16 protein-coding genes and 1 tRNA gene are annotated in these 21152 nt (G+C 45.0%); 8 read left to right on the forward strand and 9 right to left on the reverse strand.

Annotation, left to right across the window (positions count from 1 at the left end; genetic code table 11):
* Window positions 1–99: 99 nt before the first annotated feature.
* Window positions 100–1464 carry an MATE family efflux transporter gene (locus QZ323_RS02835; protein ID WP_294632600.1) on the reverse strand — a complete coding sequence of 455 codons (1365 nt, stop codon included), beginning with the start codon at window positions 1462–1464 and terminating at the stop codon, window positions 100–102.
* 992 nt (window positions 1465–2456) lie between these two features.
* Here QZ323_RS02835 and lysS point away from each other — a divergent pair.
* The 4 genes from lysS to QZ323_RS02855 all read left to right on the forward strand — a co-directional run bounded on the left by lysS (window position 2457) and on the right by QZ323_RS02855 (window position 7604).
* Entirely contained in the window at window positions 2457–4187 is a 1731-nt protein-coding gene (gene lysS, locus QZ323_RS02840) for a lysine--tRNA ligase (RefSeq protein WP_294632601.1), read from the forward strand.
* An 84-nt stretch (window positions 4188–4271) separates the two neighbouring features.
* Window positions 4272–5267 carry an NAD(P)H-dependent glycerol-3-phosphate dehydrogenase gene (locus QZ323_RS02845; RefSeq protein WP_294632602.1) on the forward strand — a complete coding sequence of 332 codons (996 nt, stop codon included), beginning with the start codon at window positions 4272–4274 and terminating at the stop codon, window positions 5265–5267.
* A 62-nt stretch (window positions 5268–5329) separates the two neighbouring features.
* On the forward strand, window positions 5330–6667 hold the full coding sequence (locus tag QZ323_RS02850; RefSeq protein ID WP_294632603.1) for a glucose-6-phosphate isomerase: 1338 nt from the start codon (window positions 5330–5332) through the stop codon (window positions 6665–6667).
* A 178-nt stretch (window positions 6668–6845) separates the two neighbouring features.
* Window positions 6846–7604 carry an HAD family hydrolase gene (locus tag QZ323_RS02855; protein WP_294632647.1) on the forward strand — a complete coding sequence of 253 codons (759 nt, stop codon included), beginning with the start codon at window positions 6846–6848 and terminating at the stop codon, window positions 7602–7604.
* Between the two features lie 427 nt (window positions 7605–8031).
* Here QZ323_RS02855 and QZ323_RS02860 read toward each other — a convergent pair whose 3' ends face one another.
* The 5 genes from QZ323_RS02860 to QZ323_RS02880 all read right to left on the reverse strand — a co-directional run bounded on the left by QZ323_RS02860 (window position 8032) and on the right by QZ323_RS02880 (window position 11213).
* On the reverse strand, window positions 8032–8232 hold the full coding sequence (locus tag QZ323_RS02860) for a hypothetical protein (protein ID WP_294632605.1): 201 nt from the start codon (window positions 8230–8232) through the stop codon (window positions 8032–8034).
* A gap of 47 nt (window positions 8233–8279) precedes the next feature.
* Window positions 8280–8570, reverse strand: a complete 291-nt coding sequence (locus tag QZ323_RS02865) for a YtxH domain-containing protein (RefSeq protein ID WP_294632607.1) — start codon at window positions 8568–8570, stop codon at window positions 8280–8282.
* 370 nt (window positions 8571–8940) lie between these two features.
* Entirely contained in the window at window positions 8941–9873 is a 933-nt protein-coding gene (locus QZ323_RS02870; RefSeq protein ID WP_294632609.1) for a manganese catalase family protein, read from the reverse strand.
* Window positions 9874–10238: 365 nt separating this feature from the next.
* The gene (locus QZ323_RS02875; protein ID WP_294632610.1) at window positions 10239–10535 is read right to left on the reverse strand and encodes a YtxH domain-containing protein; all 297 of its coding nucleotides are present in this window, start codon (window positions 10533–10535) and stop codon (window positions 10239–10241) included.
* 605 nt (window positions 10536–11140) lie between these two features.
* Window positions 11141–11213, reverse strand: a tRNA-Arg gene (locus QZ323_RS02880).
* Window positions 11214–11430: 217 nt separating this feature from the next.
* Between QZ323_RS02880 and asnA the strand changes: the two genes are divergently transcribed.
* Window positions 11431–12468 (forward strand): aspartate--ammonia ligase, encoded by a 1038-nt coding sequence (gene asnA / locus QZ323_RS02885; protein ID WP_294632612.1) that lies wholly within the window; start codon window positions 11431–11433, stop codon window positions 12466–12468.
* Between the two features lie 125 nt (window positions 12469–12593).
* Window positions 12594–13256 carry a uracil-DNA glycosylase gene (ung, locus tag QZ323_RS02890; protein ID WP_294632614.1) on the forward strand — a complete coding sequence of 221 codons (663 nt, stop codon included), beginning with the start codon at window positions 12594–12596 and terminating at the stop codon, window positions 13254–13256.
* 822 nt (window positions 13257–14078) lie between these two features.
* Here ung and QZ323_RS02895 read toward each other — a convergent pair.
* The 3 genes from QZ323_RS02895 to QZ323_RS02905 all read right to left on the reverse strand — a co-directional run bounded on the left by QZ323_RS02895 (window position 14079) and on the right by QZ323_RS02905 (window position 19171).
* Window positions 14079–16841 carry a putative LPS assembly protein LptD gene (locus QZ323_RS02895; RefSeq protein WP_294632649.1) on the reverse strand — a complete coding sequence of 921 codons (2763 nt, stop codon included), beginning with the start codon at window positions 16839–16841 and terminating at the stop codon, window positions 14079–14081.
* 80 nt (window positions 16842–16921) lie between these two features.
* Window positions 16922–17458 (reverse strand): HD domain-containing protein, encoded by a 537-nt coding sequence (locus QZ323_RS02900; protein WP_294632616.1) that lies wholly within the window; start codon window positions 17456–17458, stop codon window positions 16922–16924.
* Entirely contained in the window at window positions 17459–19171 is a 1713-nt protein-coding gene (locus QZ323_RS02905) for a glycosyltransferase family 39 protein (protein ID WP_294632618.1), read from the reverse strand.
* A 117-nt stretch (window positions 19172–19288) separates the two neighbouring features.
* Between QZ323_RS02905 and QZ323_RS02910 the strand changes: the two genes are divergently transcribed.
* Both QZ323_RS02910 and QZ323_RS02915 read left to right on the forward strand, forming a co-directional pair.
* Window positions 19289–19663 (forward strand): GtrA family protein, encoded by a 375-nt coding sequence (locus QZ323_RS02910; protein ID WP_294632620.1) that lies wholly within the window; start codon window positions 19289–19291, stop codon window positions 19661–19663.
* Between the two features lie 76 nt (window positions 19664–19739).
* Window positions 19740–20693: a glycosyltransferase family 2 protein gene (locus QZ323_RS02915; protein ID WP_294632622.1), complete on the forward strand. Its 954-nt coding sequence runs from the start codon at window positions 19740–19742 to the stop codon at window positions 20691–20693.
* The last annotated feature ends 459 nt before the right edge of the window (window positions 20694–21152 follow it).

Here is a 21152-nt window from a genome sequence, read left to right on the forward strand (position 1 = left end):
CTATTAATTTAGTGATAGCAAATATAAATATTATTACGGAATATCTGTTGAAAATGAACGTTTTTTTATTCCGCCATTTTTACCCCACACGTAGAGCGATCAGTCGATACCCTTATCTGCTGCTACCTTGAACTTACGGAACTGCATCACCAACATCACCAACGCGATCAAACTGGCAAGCACATCAGACACTGGCATACTGTACCACACACCCGCCGCCCCGAAGAAGTGGGGTAGAATAAGCAGACATGGCAACAATATCAACATCTGACGCGTAAGAGAAAGGAATATCGCCTTACCTGCCATCCCTATACTCTGGAAGAAGTTGGACGTCACCATCTGAAAGCCGATGATAGGGAAGAACATAACCGTAATGCGCAATCCTTTCGACGACAGCGCAATCAGTTCTGTATCCGACGTGAAAATACCCACCACCCAATCGGGTACCAGCATACCCACAAGAAATCCGAAGGTAGTTACTGCCGTAGCATAAATAATGGTCAGCTTCAACACCTTGTTGACACGGTCATACTGCCTTGCACCGAAGTTGTAACCAGCAATGGGCTGCATGCCTTGGTTCAATCCCATCACAATCATCACCACCACAAACACCAGCCGGTTTACGATGCCGAATGCACCGATAGCCAAATCTCCGCCATACTTTTTCAGTCCCTGATTGATCAGGATCACGATGAAGCAAGCCGCCATGTTCATCAGGAAGGGAGACATTCCGATCGCCAAAGAGTCGAAAACAATCTTACGTTTCAGGCGAAAAATTCCCCGATGAAAATGTAGTAACTCTTCTTTGTTGCTGAACAGCTTGAGCTGCCATGTCAACGAGATCATCTGCGCCACAATCGTAGCAATGGCAGCGCCACGGATACCCCAATTGAAGCCATAGATGAAGACGGGGTCAAGTATGGTATTGATCACCACCGTAGTCACAGTAGCATACATCGCCTTCTGCGGATGACCAGAAGAACGCAGCACCGCATTCAGCCCCAAATAGAGATGCGTGACGGCATTTCCTAACAGGATAATCTGCATATAGTCCCTGGCATAGCCGACTGTCTGGTCGCTCCCCCCAAAGAAATAAAGAATGGGATCGAGGAAAGCCAGCACAATCAGTGTAAAAGAGACACCGAGTAGGATATTCAGCACAAAGACATTACCCAGCACACGCTGTGCCGTATCATAATCCTTCTGTCCCAGTTTGACAGAAATCAACGTCGAAGCCCCCACGCCCACCAGCGATCCGAAAGCTGCGGCAAGATTCATCAACGGGAAAGTCAACGCCAGTCCTGAGATGGCCATCGTGCCCACTCCGTGGCCGATGAAAATACTATCTACCATATTATATAAGGAAGAAGCCGTCATGGCGATGATTGCCGGCACGGCATATTGCATCAAGAGTTTTCCTATACTCTCTGTACCCAACGCTGTGGGTGTCTTTTGTCCAGCCATACTAATTACCTAATTAATTTTTGAAACCGCAAAGGTACTTAATTTTCAGAATGAAGGCAAACAAATTATCAGGCATTAGCAAATAAACCACTCTATTCACACTGTTCTGTCACAATTCTATTTCATGAGTACACATACATAATCTGTTGGCGGAATTAAAATATTACTCTACTTCTGTTTTTTATATCATTAATTTGCTCTTCAGCTCTTTCAGCCATTCACTAATAACCTGTTTTATAGCACATTGCTCTGAAACTAAGAAACCTGAAAGAAAATGCCGAAGTCTCAGCCTTATTTTTTGGTCTTTAGTTTCAGCCCAATATTTTATTAATCAAATAATTAGGTAAATCCTGAAGGACCTGAAAAGTGAAAAAGCAGTATGCGAGAATAGCAAGTGTTATGTATCCGGAAATTTGGAGTGGCTAAAGTCCACGTTTGTGTCGCTAAACCTAAGCTTTGTCATGCCAAACCTTAGCTTTGTCATGCTAAACCTTAGCTTTGACTATATAGAAGTTTGTGTACATGACAACTATAGACCGTGTTGAATACGCGGAACCAGCGTACCGGATACGACAAACCACGGGCGGGAATACTGGTAAATGAGTTCCTCTTCTACTACAAGAAGTTTCACCATAAACATTTGTATATTACACGATTAACGAATGGGTGAAAGATGTGAGGGATGAAATAGGGTATTTATCTTTAATTGTTATTTTAGTTCGGAGGAATGCATCATAACATATAATGAAAGGCATCATAACAAGTAATGTTATACTTCATAGCATTACTTGTTATACTTCATAGCATTACTTGTTATGCTCCATTACATTACTTATTATGAGACACAGCCTCAAAAAGAGCTCAAAAAAGAAGGCTGAACAAAATTTAAACAGGCTCTAAGCCCTGCTTTTGATTGCTTTATTTAATAAAAAGATTCGCTATCTGAAAAATGTTTCGTATTTTTGTCCCCAAATTGAGTGAAATATAGCGAAATGAACGTATTAGAACTAAGTGAACAAGAAATCATTCGTCGCAACAGCATGAATGAACTTCGCGCGATGGGCATCGAACCCTATCCCGCAGCAGAGTATGTAACCAATGCTTTCTCTACCGATATCAAAGCTGAATTCAAAGACGACGCAGAGCCTCGCCAAGTGTCCGTTGCCGGACGTATGATGAGCCGCCGCGTCATGGGCAAAGCGTCCTTCATCGAATTGCAAGATTCCAAAGGACGTATCCAGGTATATATCACCCGCGATGACATTTGCCCCGAAGAGAACAAGGAAATGTACAACACCGTGTTCAAGCGTTTGCTCGACTTGGGCGACTTTATCGGCATCGAAGGCTTCGTGTTCCGCACACAAATGGGTGAAATCAGCATCCACGCCAAGAAGCTGACCGTACTGGCAAAAAGTATCAAGCCATTACCCATTGTCAAGTATAAAGATGGCGTGGCATACGACTCGTTCGAGGATCCGGAACTCCGCTACCGCCAGCGCTATGTAGACCTAATCGTGAATGACGGCGTGAAAGAGACCTTCTTGAAACGTGCGAAAATCATCAGCACCATGCGTGCCGTTTTGGACGAAGCGGGATATACCGAGGTAGAAACACCTATCCTGCAATCCATTCCCGGAGGTGCAAGCGCCCGTCCGTTCATCACACACCACAATTCGCTCGACATCGACCTCTATCTGCGCATCGCCACTGAGCTTTATCTGAAACGTTTGATCGTAGGCGGTTTCGAAGGTGTATATGAAATAGGCAAGAACTTCCGCAACGAAGGTATGGACAAAAACCATAATCCGGAATTCACCTGCATGGAGTTGTACGTGCAATATAAAGATTACAACTGGATGATGAGTTTCACTGAAAAACTGCTGGAACGTATCTGTATTGCAGTCAACGGATGCGCCGAAACCACTATCGACGGAAAAACCATCAGCTTCAAAGCTCCTTTCCGCCGTCTGCCCATCCTAGAGGCCATCAAAGAAAAAACCGGCTACGACCTCGAAGGCAAAACCGAAGAAGAAATTCGACAAGTATGCAAGGAGTTGAAAATGGAGATTGATGACACAATGGGCAAAGGTAAGCTGATCGACGAGATATTCGGCGAATTCTGCGAAGGAACTTTCATACAGCCCACTTTCATCACTGACTATCCCGTAGAAATGAGCCCGCTGACCAAGATGCACCGTAGCAAACCGGGACTTACCGAACGCTTCGAACTGATGGTGAACGGCAAGGAACTGGCAAACGCTTATAGCGAGTTGAACGACCCGATAGATCAGGAAGAGCGTTTCAAAGACCAGCTTCGACTGAGCGAGAAGGGTGATGACGAAGCGATGTTCATTGATCAAGACTTCTTGAAAGCATTGCAATACGGTATGCCTCCTACGTCAGGCATCGGCATCGGCATCGACCGTCTGACCATGTTGATGACCGGAAAGGCATTCATCCAAGAAGTACTCTTCTTCCCACAGATGCGACCCGAAAAGACAATAGCCAAAGACGCACCTGCCAAATACGTGGAACTGGGCATCGGCGAAGAGTGGGTACCCGTTATCCAGAAAGCCGGCTACAACACCGTGGAAGACATGCAAGGCGTGAATCCGCAAAAGTTACACATGGACATTTGCGGCATCAACAAGAAGTACAAACTGGAACTGACCAATCCGTCAGTTAACGATGTTGCTGATTGGATCAGCAACATTAAACATTAAACATTAAATAGGTGAGATTGAAAAAAGGAGAAGGGAAAGAGAATTTCCCTTTCCCTTTTTCCTTTTTTAATCATGAATTTCAATATGAAACTACCCGGAAAGATAGCCATAATGGGCGGAGGAAGCTGGGCTACAGCCATTGCCAAAATGGTACTCGCCCAGACAGAGTCGATTAATTGGTATATGCGGCGGGATGATCGTATAGCCGATTTTAAACGGCTGGGCCATAACCCTGCCTACCTGACGGGCGTCAAATTCGACACGAAGCGCATCAATTTCAGTTCAAACATCAACGATGTAGTAAAAGAATCCGATACGCTGATATTCGTTACCCCCTCCCCTTATCTCAAGGCTCACCTGAAGAAGTTGAAAACACGGATACGTGACAAGTTCATCATCACCGCCATCAAAGGAATCGTACCCGATGACAACATGATCGTATCAGAGTATTTCACCAAAGAATATGGCGTTCCACCCGAAAACATTGCCGTGCTCGCCGGTCCTTGTCACGCAGAAGAAGTGGCATTGGAACGTCTGTCATACCTCACCCTCGCCTGTCCGGACACCGACAAGGCTTGTACCATCGCCCGACGTTTGGCAAATTCATTCATCAAGACCTCAGTCAGCAACGATGTAGCAGGTATTGAATACAGCTCTGTACTGAAAAACGTATATGCCATCGCTGCCGGTATTTGCAGCGGATTGAAATACGGAGACAATTTCCAGGCAGTACTGATGTCCAACGCCGTGCAAGAGATGAAACGCTTCTTGCAGACTGTACATCCGCTGGACAGAAATGTAAACGATTCCGTTTACCTGGGAGACCTGCTGGTGACGGGATATTCTAACTTCAGCCGTAACCGTACATTCGGTTCGATGATCGGAAAAGGCTACTCCGTAAAAAGCGCACAGATAGAGATGGAAATGATTGCCGAAGGCTACTATGGAACCAAATGCATCAAAGAAATCAACAAACATCATCATGTCAATATGCCAATACTGGATGCCGTCTATAACATCCTCTACGAGCGCATATCACCAATGATAGAAATCAAGTTGCTGACTGATTCGCTACGGTAATCATCCGGCATCGGATAGAAATACTCAGAATTAAGTACCCAAAACTTAAAACTTATAATATTATGATTAGTTTGAACATTGAAAAGACTTTTGGATTCATTTCCAAGGAATCTGTTGCCGCTTACGAAGCTCAGGTAAAGGCTGCGCAGGAAGCACTGGAAAACGGTACAGGAAAAGGTAATGACTTTTTAGGCTGGCTACACCTCCCCTCGTCCATCACCCCTGAAGCCCTTGCCGAACTGAAAGCCACAGCCGAAGTGCTGCGTGACAACTGCGAAGTAGTGATCATTGCCGGCATCGGCGGAAGTTATCTCGGCGCACGCGCAGTGATCGAAGCTTTGTCAAACAGTTTCACTTGGTTGCAAGAAAAGAAGAATGCCCCTGTCATGATCTATGCAGGACACAATATCAGCGAAGACTATCTGTATGAACTGACTGAATTCCTGAAGGACAAGAAATTCGGTGTCATCAACATTTCTAAATCAGGAACCACTACCGAGACCGCATTGGCTTTCCGTCTGCTGAAAAAACAATGCGAAGACCAACGCGGCAAAGAGATGGCACAGAAAGTCATCGTCGCCATTACGGATGCGCGCAAAGGTGCTGCACGTATCACAGCCGACAAGGAAGGATACAAATCATTCATCATTCCCGATAACGTGGGCGGACGTTTCTCTGTACTGACACCGGTAGGCTTGTTACCGATTGCTGTTGCCGGTTTCGACATTGAAAAGCTGGTAGCCGGAGCTGCTGATATGGAGAAAGTTTGTGGCATGAACGTACCGTTTGCCGAGAATCCGGCTGCACAATATGCCGCTACACGCAATGAGCTTTACAAGAATGGCAAGAAGATCGAAATCCTTGTCAACTTCTGCCCCAAACTGCACTACGTAAGTGAATGGTGGAAACAACTCTATGGAGAATCAGAAGGTAAAGACAACAAAGGTATCTTCCCTGCATCCGTAGACTTCTCTACCGACCTGCACTCTATGGGACAATGGATTCAGGAAGGCGAACGCACCATCTACGAAACTGTAATCTCCGTAGAAAAGGTAAACCACAAGTTGGAAGTTCCTTCTGATGAAGCTAACTTAGACGGCTTGAACTTCCTGGCAGGCAAGCGCGTAGACGAAGTGAACAAGATGGCAGAACTCGGTACTCAGCTGGCTCACGTAGATGGCGGTGTACCCAACATGCGTATTGTCATCGAAAAGTTGGATGAATACAACATCGGACAGTTGCTATACTTCTTCGAAATAGCTTGCGGCATAAGTGGTTATCTGCTGGAGGTTAACCCGTTCAACCAACCGGGCGTAGAAGCATACAAGAAGAACATGTTCGCACTGCTGAACAAGCCTGGATACGAAGAAGAATCAAAAGCTATCCAAGCAAGACTGTAAAAAACAGCAGGCTGACTGGAAAGAAAGACTGAAAGGGCAAGGCTGGAAACGGCAACAGCCGAAACCGGCAGTCCATGTCATAATCAAAAGTCAAGTAATGAGAGTTGGAAGTCGAATGCGCGATCGCGTTGCATGCAGACTTTCAACTCTCAAAATTTAATAAATATCCATGCAACAAATGTTTCAAGAAGCTGTCAATCATTATCTCCAATCCCACGGATACAACCGCCTCCAGTTGAAAGCTGTCCTTTTCGACATGGACGGCGTGCTATTCAACTCCATGCCTTATCATGCAGATGCCTGGCACAAGGTCATGGAACGTCACGGACTTCACCTGAGCCGCGAAGAAGCGTACCTGCATGAAGGGCGCACTGGTGCTGCAACCATAAACATCGTCTACCAACGGCAATATGGACAAGATGCCACTCCCGAAATGATAGAAAACATTTATGCAGAAAAGAGCATTGAGTTCAACAGCCATCCCGATGCCGAACGTATACCAGGTGCATGGGAAGTGCTACAAAAAATCAAGGCGGACGGACTGACACCGATGGTAGTCACCGGCTCCGGACAACGCTCCTTGTTGGACCGCCTCTCGCACAACTTTCCCGGAATGTTCCGCAGCGAACTGATGGTGACTGCATTCGACGTGAAATATGGCAAACCCAATCCGGAACCTTACCTGATGGCATTGCAAAAAGGCGGATTAAAACCCAATGAAGCCATTGTGATAGAAAATGCTCCGCTCGGAGTGCAAGCCGGAGCGGCAGCAGGTATCTTCACAATTGCTGTCAACACAGGACCCATCGACGGACAAGTATTGCTGGATGCCGGAGCAAACGTCCTGTTTCCATCCATGCAAGCATTCTGCGACAACTGGGAGAACTTGCGCGACAGCATGTCATTACCCATCGCAGGCTACACAACACAAATTTAAAGAAAAGCAACTCTCTCTACCCAGAGTTTATGCACACTTTTGCCTACACACCTATACCATCCGAGGTATTCTAATGTGCATCAACAAGATACAAAAGTGTAAGCAAGGTATAGGCAGGGTGTAGGCTAATTTTACCTACACCCTCCACAGAACGTGAACCACGCCTGTGTTTTTTGATCACAAAGCACTCTGCACGGAACAAAACACATTATATTCACAATAAACATAAGAGGAAAAAAAGAAAGACTCCGCTTTACTTATATTCTGATGGTAACATTTATTGCCGTTCCATTCATTAGGAAGTCATTAGTCAAAAAATAGAAAAGGAGGATGTATCCAAACTCCCTCTCAGAAGAAATTACTCCTGCTACAGCTCTATCTGTGGCAGGAGTAATTTCTACTATTCTGGCATTACGACCCACCCTACTCAACAAGTCTGAGAGCCCAGCCATTGTGCCATACGGGGTTTACCATAAAAATAATAAAACAGTAGTCCTATCCAACTGGTAAGAACTACCAGGACTATAGCTATCAGCCTCCTTTCTATCGGCGCATGAATACGCCATATTTCTAGAACCACTCTGATAGTTAGTACCAATCCTACAAGCCATATTACAAATCCAACCATAATGTATACAATATGTTATAGTTAAGAAGTAAATATCGACATAAGAATCAATCCAATTTCTTATTTACTTCTTTTTTTACATCATTATATTCTTCCTTTATCTCTTTCTTGGCCTTTTCGGCACCTTGCTTGACATCTTGCTTCGCATCTTTCCATGCATCCTTCACAGCGTCGGCACCATCCTGAACTTTGTCAGATACCTTTTCGGCTGCATTATTGACATCCTCTTTTACTTTTTCAACCTGATGTTTCACATCGTTCCGCGCTTTTTTATCACGACAAGAGGTGAAAGACACAGTCAGTGTCAACATTAAAACTGCAAATAATATTTTTTTCATACTCATTTCAAATTTAATCAATTTAAGTTAGGTGCATCACACACTGATATATACCACAGATTACTAAGAATTATCACAAATTATCGGGGTTAATTATTTGGTTTTAACTATTAATGATTTAAAGAAAATCTGTGCTAATCCGCGTAATCTGTGGTAAGTTATAATACACCTCCTTGTACAAATTTTAAGTTTTTAAACACTCACTTCTTCCCTGCTTTTTTGCATGAGGTTGAAGACTTACATTCTTTGACCTGAGCAACTTTCTTCGTGCTCTTGGCCTCTTCTTGCTTTTTTTCTGTTTTCTTGTTCATAATTAAAATGGTTTATGGTTAATAATTACAACGGCTATAAGCCGATGTTTTTTTTCATTTTACTGATATTTACACCAAGACATCTCCTTCTCCGGAGTAGCCGACAAAACTTGCCCGCTGCGTTCTTTAGATAAATGAGCCTCTTTCTTAGCAATACTTTTTTCTGAACGATCCGTACCTTCCGGTTTTCTATCCAGCAATCCATTGGTACTTCTTACCTCTTCAAGCGGATTTTCTATATATTGCCAATTTTCTTTCAATTGTGTACATTCTCCTTCATTCCAAGGTCCACGGGCATCTTTGCCCTTCGACATATTGAAATACAGATTGCTGTATTTGGGAGACGTTTGAAATACCCCAGGCGGAAAATTGGGCTGAATTGTTTCCAAAGCAGCCTCAAACTGCTGATAGTGTGTCACCTCACGAGCCATGAGGAAACCGAGCGTTTCCTTTACCAAAGGATCGTCTGTCAACTGAAGAAGGTTTTCGTAACCAATTTTGGCGCGAGCCTCCCCTGCCATGTTGGAACGCAAATCCACGGTAAGTTCTGCTGTGGCAGATACATAAGTAGCGCACCAGGGATTTCCATTGCTGTCCGTCAAAGCCGGACTGCCAGGAGCCCCCACCAGAAATTGCGGGTTGGTGAACGCTTGATGAATCAACTCTTCTTTAGCAGATTTTCCACTCATCATTGTGTGCAAAGGCGTATCTTCGAGAGCATCTTTCATTTCTCCGTTTACCTTTCCCAAGAGCATCTGGATGGTGGCACCCACAATCTCCAGATGTCCAAATTCTTCTGTAGCGATATCCATCAGCATGTCATATTTGTCCGGAAATGGATTATGGCAGCTGAAAGCCTGTACGAAATACTGCAAAGCAGATTTCAATTCTCCATTCGCACCACCGAATGCCTCAAGCATTACACGTGCAAAACGCGGGTCGGGTCGTGAGACTCGAGCGTTGAATTGTAAGTCTTTTACATGATAAAACATAATCTTTTCAATTTGGAGTTAAAAATTTAGGTTTGTTCGGATGTACTTTCCGCACATCCACCAAGCTTATACAACTCAAATTCATACTTTCTTATGTAGAGGCAATCTGCATCACATATTTTTTTCCGTTCCGTCCTGCTTCCGGCAGACAGCATACATCTATTCCCAAACAGTCTGCCGCAACAAAGCCTATATGCTTCAAGGGCTTTCTTTTTTTCCTCACTACAGCCCTCGGTATATGCCTGCAACGATATCCGGTATAGTTCTTTATAGCTTTTCCCTCCACCATCGGAGGCAAACTGATGCATCAAGCTTTCTTCCCATCTCATAAGCGTATGAATAATCAACAAGTTTCCTATTCTGGTTTATTTTCTCGCTTCGGAAGCAACTGCATGCATTTTACTTTTGAAGTCATCAGCTTTTCCGGCAAAATCGGAAGCCTTGTCGGCTACTTTATCCGCTACTGCTTCTCCGGCATCCGCTGCTTTCTCTTTGGCTTCATCCAACACATTCTCAGCCTGACCGGCTATCTTATGAAAAGCATCACATGCTTTTTCTTTCAATTTTTTGGCTTTTGATGTACGTGAAAAACGATAAGCCAAAGCACCGATAACCGAACCTACTCCCAGGCCGATCCACAAATTATAATTTCTATTTTCCATAATTAAGTTGTTTTTAAACGGTTAAAATAATTAAGTTCAATTTCCTTTTTACAATCCACAGCAGTACGACAACTCCTAACTATTGAAGTCATCAGGCTATCCAACAGAATCGGATCTGTCTACGGATACTCGAAAACAAATAATCTATCGTTCTGATAACAAAATCGAGCATTTACTCGCCAATCAAAATTCAAACTTTTCATGACTAAAGATTTTAATAATAAACAATTCTACTATTTTATACCTTAATTAATGATGCAGACTCAGACAGTTATGTCAATCTGATATACCCTATGATATTTCTTCTATAAATCGACAATTCGTAATGTAACTGACTTTAGTCGCTGTCATATACAAGAGAAACATAACACAGAAAAGAATGGTTCGAGGTATAAAAACGGAATTAACATCATTTCTCGCATTATAAAAAAAATGGAAAAAGAAGGCGTATATTAACAATCATAATCTCCAGATTACTACAGACACAGCTTTCTATTTCCCAAAAGAGAAAGTTATCAGATTGAATGTAAGCGAATTAGCCATACCTCAAAGCTACAAAAACAAAAAATCCTCGATAATCTACTGATTATCAAGGATTCTCTCTGTGACCCCGGTGCGATTCAAACGCACGACCTTCAGAACCGGAATCTGACGCTCTATTCACTAAGCTACGGAGCCTTAATTCAACGGCAAAAATATAAAAAAATCGGGCATATTCCTAATTATTCATCTTTTTTTGTGATGAGAACAACAAAACAAAAAAATGTTATTTTGAGAATTCAAAAAGGATATTCACAAACAAATTGCTCACAAATCAGAATAAATACGATGCAAATATAAATATTATACCTATATTTGCCGAACAAAAATACAGCATAAAATATAGTATAAAAATATGAGCTATTTAATAAAACCAGAAGGTTATCAACCCGTACTGGACTTAAAACAAACGGAATTAGGAATCAAACAGATCAAAGAGTTCTTCCAACTGAACCTTTCGTCAGAACTGCGATTGCGACGTGTCACCGCCCCACTCTTCGTACTGAAAGGCATGGGAATCAATGACGACTTGAACGGTGTGGAACGCGCCGTGTCATTCCCCATCAAAGACTTGGGAGATGCACAGGCGGAAGTAGTACATTCGCTCGCCAAGTGGAAACGACTGACATTGGCGGAATATAGCATCGAGCCCGGATATGGCATTTACACAGATATGAATGCCATACGCTCGGACGAGGAGTTGGGCAATCTGCACTCCCTCTACGTAGATCAATGGGACTGGGAACGCGTCATCACTTCCGAAGACCGCAACATAGAGTTCCTGAAAGAAATCGTAAACCGTATCTATGCAGCCATGATACGTACCGAATACATGGTGTACGAAATGTATCCTGCAATCAAACCCTGTCTGCCTCCGAAACTACACTTCATACACGCTGAAGAGCTACGGCAACTCTATCCGAACATGGAGCCCAAATGCCGCGAACACGCCATAGCCCAAAAATACGGCGCAGTATTCATCATCGGCATCGGCTGCAAACTGAGTGATGGAAAGAAGCACGACGGACGCGCACCGGACTACGATGACTATACCTCCGAGGGACTGAACGGGCTTCCCGGACTGAATGGTGATCTCCTGCTATGGGACGATGTATTGCAACGCAGTATCGAACTCTCATCAATGGGAATCCGCGTAGACAAGAAAGCCATGCAACGCCAACTGAAACAGGAAGGCGAAGAAAAACGATTGGAACTCTACTTCCACAAACGCCTGATGAACGATACACTGCCTCTGTCTATCGGTGGTGGTATAGGTCAGTCGAGACTCTGCATGTTCTATCTCCGCAAAGCACACATCGGAGAGATACAAGCCAGTATCTGGCCTGAGGAGATGCGCAAAGAATGCAAAGAGCATAATATCTACTTAATCTAAAGCCTGTTTAAATTTTCTTCAAAAAGTTTTTTCTGCTACCAACGGAAATAAATCCAAGAGCTTTTTTCAGAAAGAACAGATTTAAATTGTAACTTAGCGACCGAAACTTTTAATACAACAAAATCATGAATGTTCAAATAGAAGAGAGTTGGAAAATGCGGTTGGCACCGGAATTTGAGAAAGATTATTTCCGTACACTGACAGATTTCGTCCGGGAAGAGTATACCCATTATCTGGTGTACCCTCCGGGAAAACTGATATTCAATGCGTTCAACCTATGCCCTTTTGATAAAGTCAAAGTGGTCATCATCGGGCAAGACCCTTATCATGGTCCCGGACAAGCACACGGATTGTGCTTCTCCGTCAATGATGGCGTTCGTTTTCCGCCCTCGTTGGTCAATATATTCAAGGAGATAAAGGAAGATATCGGAGCTGATGCCCCTGCCACCGGCAATCTGACACGCTGGGCCGAACAAGGTGTGTTGCTGCTGAACGCCACACTGACCGTCCGTGCCCATCAGGCGGGTTCGCATCAGAACAGAGGGTGGGAAACCTTCACCGATGCCGCTATACGTACCCTTGCCGAGCAACGCGAGCATCTGGTGTTCATTCTTTGGGGATCATACGCACAACGCAAAGGTGCTTTCATCGACCGAAACAAACATCTGGTGCTCTCTTCTGCACATCCCTCTCCCCTGTCCGCTTACAATGGTTTCTTCGGAAACAAGCACTTCAGTAAAACGAACAATTACCTGAAAGAACACGGCGAACAGGAAATCGTCTGGTAAAGACAGAAAAAACGACTTCTCCATCGTAATAGGGAAAATACTTCGCTATTTGGATTCAACGAACAAGAATGCCTGCTACTAATTTCTTTTTCGGACATAATAGCCAAAAAGGCAAAAAAATGGATTTTACTTTCCTCTTTTGCCTTTTTGTTTTTTTATGTCCAAAAGGTAGATGCCTTTATCTAACGAACGGATGCTCGGCTATAACTAATATAGATATACAGAATACACAGAAATAACAAAGTAGCCGTTGGCGGAATTAAACTGAAATTACATCATATCTTATGTCTCATAACAAGTAATGTTATGTCTCATAACAAGTAATGTTATGGAGCATAACAAGTAATGTTATGAAGTATAACAAGTAATGTTATGATGCATTCCTCCGAACTAAAATAACAATTAAAGATAAATACCCTATTTCATCCCTCACATCTTTCACCCATCCGTTAACCGTGTAATACACAAATATTTATGGTGAAACTTCTTGTAGTAGAAGAGGAACTTATTTACCAGTATTCCCGTCCGTGGTTTGTCGTATCCGGTACGCTGGTTACGCGTATTCACCACGGTCTATAGTAGTAGTCATGTACACAAACTTCTATTGGTCAAAGCTAAGGTCTGGCATGACAAAGCTAAGGTTTAGCGACACAAACGTGAACTTTAGCCACTACAAATTTCCGAATACATAACACTTACAATCCTGCGATATATTAACTATAAAAATAAGAGACCCATTGGCTGAGTCAAATATGCGCTAATTTAATTCCGCCAACGGGTAACAAAGTATCAGATTCTTCCGAAAAATATACGCCCAAACTCTTAGTACCACCTGATATTGGTCTGTGTCTGGCTTTTCTTGTCATACTTCAAGTCCTGCAAGATACTGGCATTGGCACGAATGACAAAACTGTAATACTTCCACGTACCGAAAGGTGAAACGCTGGCAGACATACTGAAACAATGCAGGTCACGTGTAATGTTGAAAGAGGTCTGCACGATTTTCTTGGCATTGAAATCGTAACCGGAATTGAAATTAATAGCCCACTTATTGGAGATTTTAACGTTACCATTGATATTAAGCGCATTCAGACTGAATTTATAGGGATAACGCATCCTGTTCCTGTTGATGGGTTTCGATGTATCTTCCATTATGTTAAATCCGGTGCTCACATTGATAGACCAAGGCATCTTGAATACCTGATAACCGTCATCATCAACAGCAGCCTGTTCTTTCTTTCGCTTGACTGGTCCGTTTTCAGTTCCTAAGTCGTCGTCTTCATCGCTATCCTCTTCTGCGTCATTGCGCTTGCCACCGCTATCTTTGTCCTTCTTTTCGCCGGTGAAGAAAGCCTTCCATTTCTTCCACGTATCGTTGTTGAAAGTATAACTGAACGAGTTACCATATCCCTGAAAACGCCCGAAGCGTCCGTAAGACCACTCAGTCCGGTTACCGGTTATCACATTACCGTTTTTGTCAAATTCGTATGCATAAGTAGCAAATACCGAACTCATACTGAAGGTATAGCTCTTGCTCAACTTCAAACGCATATTCAGTGTCAGGTTGCTCCATGGCCGCACCTTCGCCGCCGTATTGTAGGAAATACTGGCACCCAGTTCATCAATCAGGCTGACCTTGCGGATAGAGTCATTCTTATCCTTATACTTCATCTCCAAGTTATTGGATATTTGGAATGAGATATTTCCCGACCTGCCCTGTCCCGGCACACCGAACATCTGATCGGCATACGGAGAATAGACAATGGTATCCTGCGTACCGTCAGCATTGAGTTTGTAATAAGTATCGTAATAACCGAAACGTGAGGCGCCGAAGTCGGGTGTCGCACTGAGGCTGACGGAAGGAGTTATTACGTGACGTATCTGTATCTCCTTCTTCTTCATGAACAAAGGCTTATACATTCCGTAGATTTTCGTGTTGACTCCCAAGCTTGCACTATAGTCATACACCCGATGGAAACCGTAGATAGTATCAGTGTTCACCACTTCCCCACTTCTACCTGCATTTGGATCCCAGTCCTTCATGATCTTACGGGTGTACCAACGTTCGGTATACTTGACTGATGGTGTCACATTGAAGTACTTTAACAAGGTAAATGTGGCACTGATCGGAATATCGTGCTTCATACCATTCTGCCAGTCCTTCACTAAATTCGATTTAAAGAGCAGGTTGTCTTTCGTCTTGATGCTGTTGGAGAAACGTCCGCTGTAACGTATGGAGATCTTCTCATACCACCTTTCATCGCCTACCACCTTCTTCCGTTTGAAGGGAAAGATCGTGCTCAGCGTGATATTCAGGTCTGGCAGGGTAACGGCAATGGACGAGTCACTCATAGTCTGTGCAATATTAGCCGTGGCAGAGATAGAGAGTTTCTGGTCGGGAAAGTTACGTGAATAGCTGACACTTGACGTCTTCGTGTTCTGCGTCATGGCTTGCGAGTTATACATGTTACCAATGTTAGTGCGCTCATAACTGCTGGAAGAAAAATTCACGCTGGCAGAGAATGAAGAGTTCGGACTCGCCTTCGGATCTTGACGATGAGACCACACGATCTTAAAGTCTTTCGCCACAGCATAGTCTATCAATCCCTTGTCGCCGGTCTTGGTTACCTGATAATTAGCCTGAAACAACCCCGAATACTTATAGCGGACATTATAATTCGATTCAGCATTCAATGCCCACGATCCCTTCGTAAAGATATCGCCCCTGAGTTTCAAGTCCATCTTGTCATTAATAGCAAAATAGTAACCGCCATCCGTCAGACCAAATCCACGGGCAGAATCGTCCATATAACTCGGCATGATGAAGCCCGAAGAGTAGCTGCTGGAAAAAGGGAAAAAGAAAAAGGGAACGGCAAGGGGCAACGGCACATCCTCGATGACCAGATAAGCAGGTCCCGTCACCACATTCTTCTTCGGACGTACTTTGGCGTAAGTCATCTGCATATAGAAATGAGGATGCTCATGATTGTCGCAAGTGGTATAGCGTCCGCTCCTCAAATATAATTCGTCATTCTCCCCTTTCTTGGCATTATTACCTGTGACGTATCCCTCGCCCTGCTGGCTGACCACGTTGCTGATGATACCTTTCTTACTCTTGAAGTTGTATCGTATGGTGTTGGTTTCGTAGGGCGTATCGCCATCCTTGAATACGGGTTTCCCAACCACCGTGCCTACGGTGTCTTCCACCCCGTAAGCATACACCGTACTGCTATCCATGTTCATGGTGATCACGGCAGCTGCCAGTTCTATTTGCTGGTAGTTCACCTTTCCGCTACCATAGAGGTTTGCTACACCGCTTTGAGAGAAGACGATGGAGTCGGTAGCTTCATAAACCACCGGAGCATCCAAAGGTTCCTTCTTTTTTTCGGCTGGCTGCACTTGCAAGGTATCGCTGTTCAAGGTATCTCCTCTTTGAACGCCTTCCACACGAAGGCTATCTGTTCTTCCGGCAACAGGAGGGACAATTCTCCCGCGCCGACGTTGCGAGAATACCTCGCCGGAGGACAGGAGCAGGACAAATAATAGTATGAATGATATGAATGTATTTGCTTTCAATGGCGTAATCAACTTAATAGTTTCCGCTTGAAGGGGCAAAAATACGCAATTTATACGGATAATTCCCTTTTTTAATGAAATTTAGAATGTCACAAGAACTGCTCGCACCAGCGATCGAAGCGCTCAAGTCCCGCAGTGCCGAAAGCGGAAAGGCTTTTCCGCGCTTTCTCGACGCTCTTTTCCCGTTCCAGATGCGTTTTAGAATAGAACTTGTCGGCAAAACAGATGACTTGTTCTTCCAAACTGACCGGAAGCATATCCCGATGAGGCACAGGCAGGCCTTGTGCAAGTATGTCGTCCAGCGAAAGCCCGGCACCCGTATGCCTTTCGCACACCAGTGCATGCCGCGGATAACCTTCGCGGCGCATCAAGTCAGCTCCAAGATAGCCGTGACAGATATAAGGATGCTCGCCGAAACAGTATATCCCGGGAGCATCGGTCTGAAAAATGCCGATGTCGTGCAACATGGCAGCTTCATATAAGAAAACTTCATCCAGTTGAAGCTCCGGATGGCGGCGGGCAATCCACAATGCCTTCTCCGCCACCAGACGGCTATGCACCGTCAAGATATGCTTTTGCTCGTTATCTTCCGGATAGTATTTATCAATTATCGTAAGGGGTGACATTTATTTCTTTCTAAACTTGTACATATAAATCTTGGCACGCAAGTCGCAGCTACGTCTCTCCGTGAGGAATACCTCATCGAACTCATACACACCACCAAACTGCTCCAGCAACCGTTTGTTCACTTTTTCCGATGATACCACAAAACCTTCAGCCGGCAGCTCCTTCTCGAAGTGCCGCATCTGATTGCCCATATAATAGTTGGCACAATAGAAGCTCATGTCGTCATACGAGTAGACTGTGCCCTGAGGAACCACTTCCCGTATCTGCCTAACCAGGTTCTTATCCGACTTGACAGCCAGCACCGTAGGCTGATAGACCGCATCGAGAGAGACAAAAATGCAAAGGATGCATCCGGCAATGCTATATAATAAAGAATAGGAACCGGTACGCTTTGCCACTCCCACCCATGTGCAGACCGCCGCTATCAACGGAAGCAGAACCAGGAACCACTTGGAAAAAGGCAGGGACACCGTCTGCAATGCATGCATGAAAGCCACATTCTCTGCCGCATGGCGTCCTGTCCCGAAGACACTCTCCGGAACCAGCCCGAGGCGAACTGTGAAAAAGACTACTGTAAGCAGGATGCCCAAAGAGGCAAAAATCATCGCCGAAATCCTAAAGACCTTCGCCCCACGCTGAACCAAGGCCAATAGATACTCAGCCATAAGCACTGCCATGAAGGGATATATAGGGAGCAGATAGACGCTGCGTTTGCTCTTCGGCACACAATAGAAAATGAAAATAAGCAGAATCGCCAGCCAGATGAACAGTTGCAAAGGAGGCTGGTTGCGGAATTTTGTCCAAGCCTGTTTCAGGCGACTGCCGAAAGTGTCTCCCTCGGGCAACCAACGCATCTCTTTCCACTTCAGGCCGAACAACGAAATCAGCAGGACAAGCGTCCAAGGAACCCATCCCCAAATCAGGGTGAGGAAATTATACCAAAGTGGATTTTCGTGGGATGCATAAGACATCTTGCCAAAGAAACGCCCCGTGTTCTCCTCCGCCATCAATGCGGAAAATTCAGCGCCTCCCTGTTGGTATGCCGCCCACATCCAGACGAGCCACGGCACCAAAGAGAGAGCCCCGATACCGGCAAGCGACAAGAACGTCTTCCAGAAAGAACGGCCGCGCATCAACTGAAAGGCTCCAATCACCATGCAAGGGAATATCGAACCGACCGGACCTTTTGTCAACGTGCCGCATGCCATCAGAAGAATCGCCAGCCAAGGCACGGAGTGACATTTCTTTTCATCCCAGCGATAGAGCAGCAAGAGCGACATCACGATCAGCGACACCTGCACCATGTCTACACGGCATGCCACCGCCGCGCGGTGCACCTCGAAAGAAGACAAGAGCAGCACAGACGCCAGAAAAGCAACCCGCGTACCTTTCCGCTCGGCAAAAAAACGGAAAAACACGCAAAGCATCGCCAAGAAAAATACCGCCGATGGCAGGCGCGAGGCAAATTCCGTGACGCCTCCCAGCAAAGTGGAAAAGGCAGCGATACACCAATAGAGGAAGGGTGGTTTGTAGGCAATGTCCGTACCGTAGTTCAACGGGAGCACCCAATTCCCGCTTTCCAGCATGGTGTAGGCCACGATTGCCTCACGGGGTTCTCCTTTTGAATAAAAAATAGTCTCCCCAAGAAAAGGGATAATTACAAGCGCACTGAGGACCATTAGGAACCACACTGCTTTTTTTCTCTCCTGCATATTTCTCTATTATACTGTTTGTACAATTTTAATATTTCCTTCACATACAATGTTTCTGCCCGCAAAAGTACAATTATTCTGTAACAATACCTAACTTTGCCGTCTCAAATTGATAGAATGGAAAAACTGAAACAAATACCCGAATTCATGCGCTTCCTCGTCGTGGGCGTCATTGCCACGGCGATGCATTACGGATTATACACTATTCTCCGGTGGTTTATGTATGTGAATATGGCCTACACCATCGGCTACCTTGTCAGCTTTGTCGCCAACTTCTACCTCAGCGCCTACTTCACCTTCCGACGAAAGCCCTCGTGGGGAAAGGCGATGGGATTTGGCGGTGCGCATCTGTGCAACTATCTTTTGCATATCCTCCTGCTCAACTTGTTCCTCTATATCGGGGTTCCGGAAGCATGGGCGCCCATACCGGTCTTCGGCATTGCCATCCCTGTCAACTTCCTGCTGGTACGTTTCGTTTTTAAAAAGCAATGACAGCCTGAAAAAAGCCGTAGCAATCATTTGCTTTTTTCCGGATTTCTTGCGAATATTGCAGAAATATTCATTTATCATGAAAGAGACCCCCACACTGGCCATCGTAGTGCCTTGCTACAAAGAAGAAGCGGTGTTGCATGAGACACATCGAAGACTGAGTACATTGTTAGATAATCTCGTTTCCGGAAAACGGATTTCGCCGGAAAGCTACATCCTGTATGTCAACGACGGCAGTACAGACCAGACCTGGCCCATCATCAAAGACCTCTACCAGAACACGTCATACGCCTGCGGACTGAACCTGGCAGGCAATGTAGGACATCAGAATGCCTTGTTCGCCGGACTGGAAGCCGTAATAGAGCGATGCGACATTGCCGTCTCTATCGATGCGGACCTTCAGGACGACATCAACGTCATCCCGGAGATGATTGACCGCTACCAAGAGGGGTACGACATCGTCTACGGCGTGCGCAAGGAGCGCAAAACGGACACCTTCTTCAAGCGGAACACGGCACTCGCCTTCTACCGCCTGATGAAAGCAATGGGAGTAAAGTCAGTTTACAATCATGCCGACTACCGACTCATGAGCCAACGTGCCGTCCGGCAACTCTGCCGCTTCCGCGAGCGTAACCTGTATCTGCGCGGCATGGTTCCCCTCATCGGCTATCGGACAGCATGCGTCTACTACAACCGCGACAAGCGCTTTGCCGGAGAATCCAAATACCCTCTGAGAAAGATGCTGAATTTCGCTATCGACGGCATCACCTCTTTTTCCGTGAAGCCCGTGCGGATGATTTTCTGGATCGGCTGCATCTTCATCCTGATTGCCCTGTGTGTGACGGCGTGGACGTTGCGTGCCTATTTCTACCACAACACTGTTCCGGGATGGTCTTCACTGATGATCTCCTTGTGGTTCGTGGGCGGAATCATCCTGGTTGCATTAGGCATTGTGGGAGAATACATCGGTAAAATCTATATCGAAGTCAAAGACAGACCCCGATACAACGAAGAAGAACTGCTGCTACGTTGAGAAGCGACACGCTGTTTCCGGCATATTTTCCGCTTGTCTGAAACGTATCACATCCATAGTTTCTCCGTGTCTATAAGCATGGAGCAGGTACGGAGTTGATACGGAGCAGGTATAGAACAGACATGGAACGGATATGGAATGAATATAGAATGGATCTATGCACGACACAACGCGCTCCGCCTCCCAAACAGACAGGAACATACAGACTATCGGCCTTTCTCCTCCGCCTTTCTTTTCTTCCAAAGCTGGTAGCTGTTGAACAGGTTCTGCCACATATTATATATACAACATCATATAAATCTGATTATCAAAATAAAAGCCCACCTATTACTAATAGCTGGTAACAAAATAGTAACAAAAAAACGAAGAAATCGCTTTGTGGTGGGCTTCATGTGCAAAGGTAACAAAAGCCCTCTAACCATAAAAGCAAAACTGGCGAAAAGAAGAATACTGTTTTTC

The sequence above is a fragment of the uncultured Bacteroides sp. genome (genome assembly GCF_910585845.1).
Classification (GTDB): domain Bacteria; phylum Bacteroidota; class Bacteroidia; order Bacteroidales; family Bacteroidaceae; genus Bacteroides.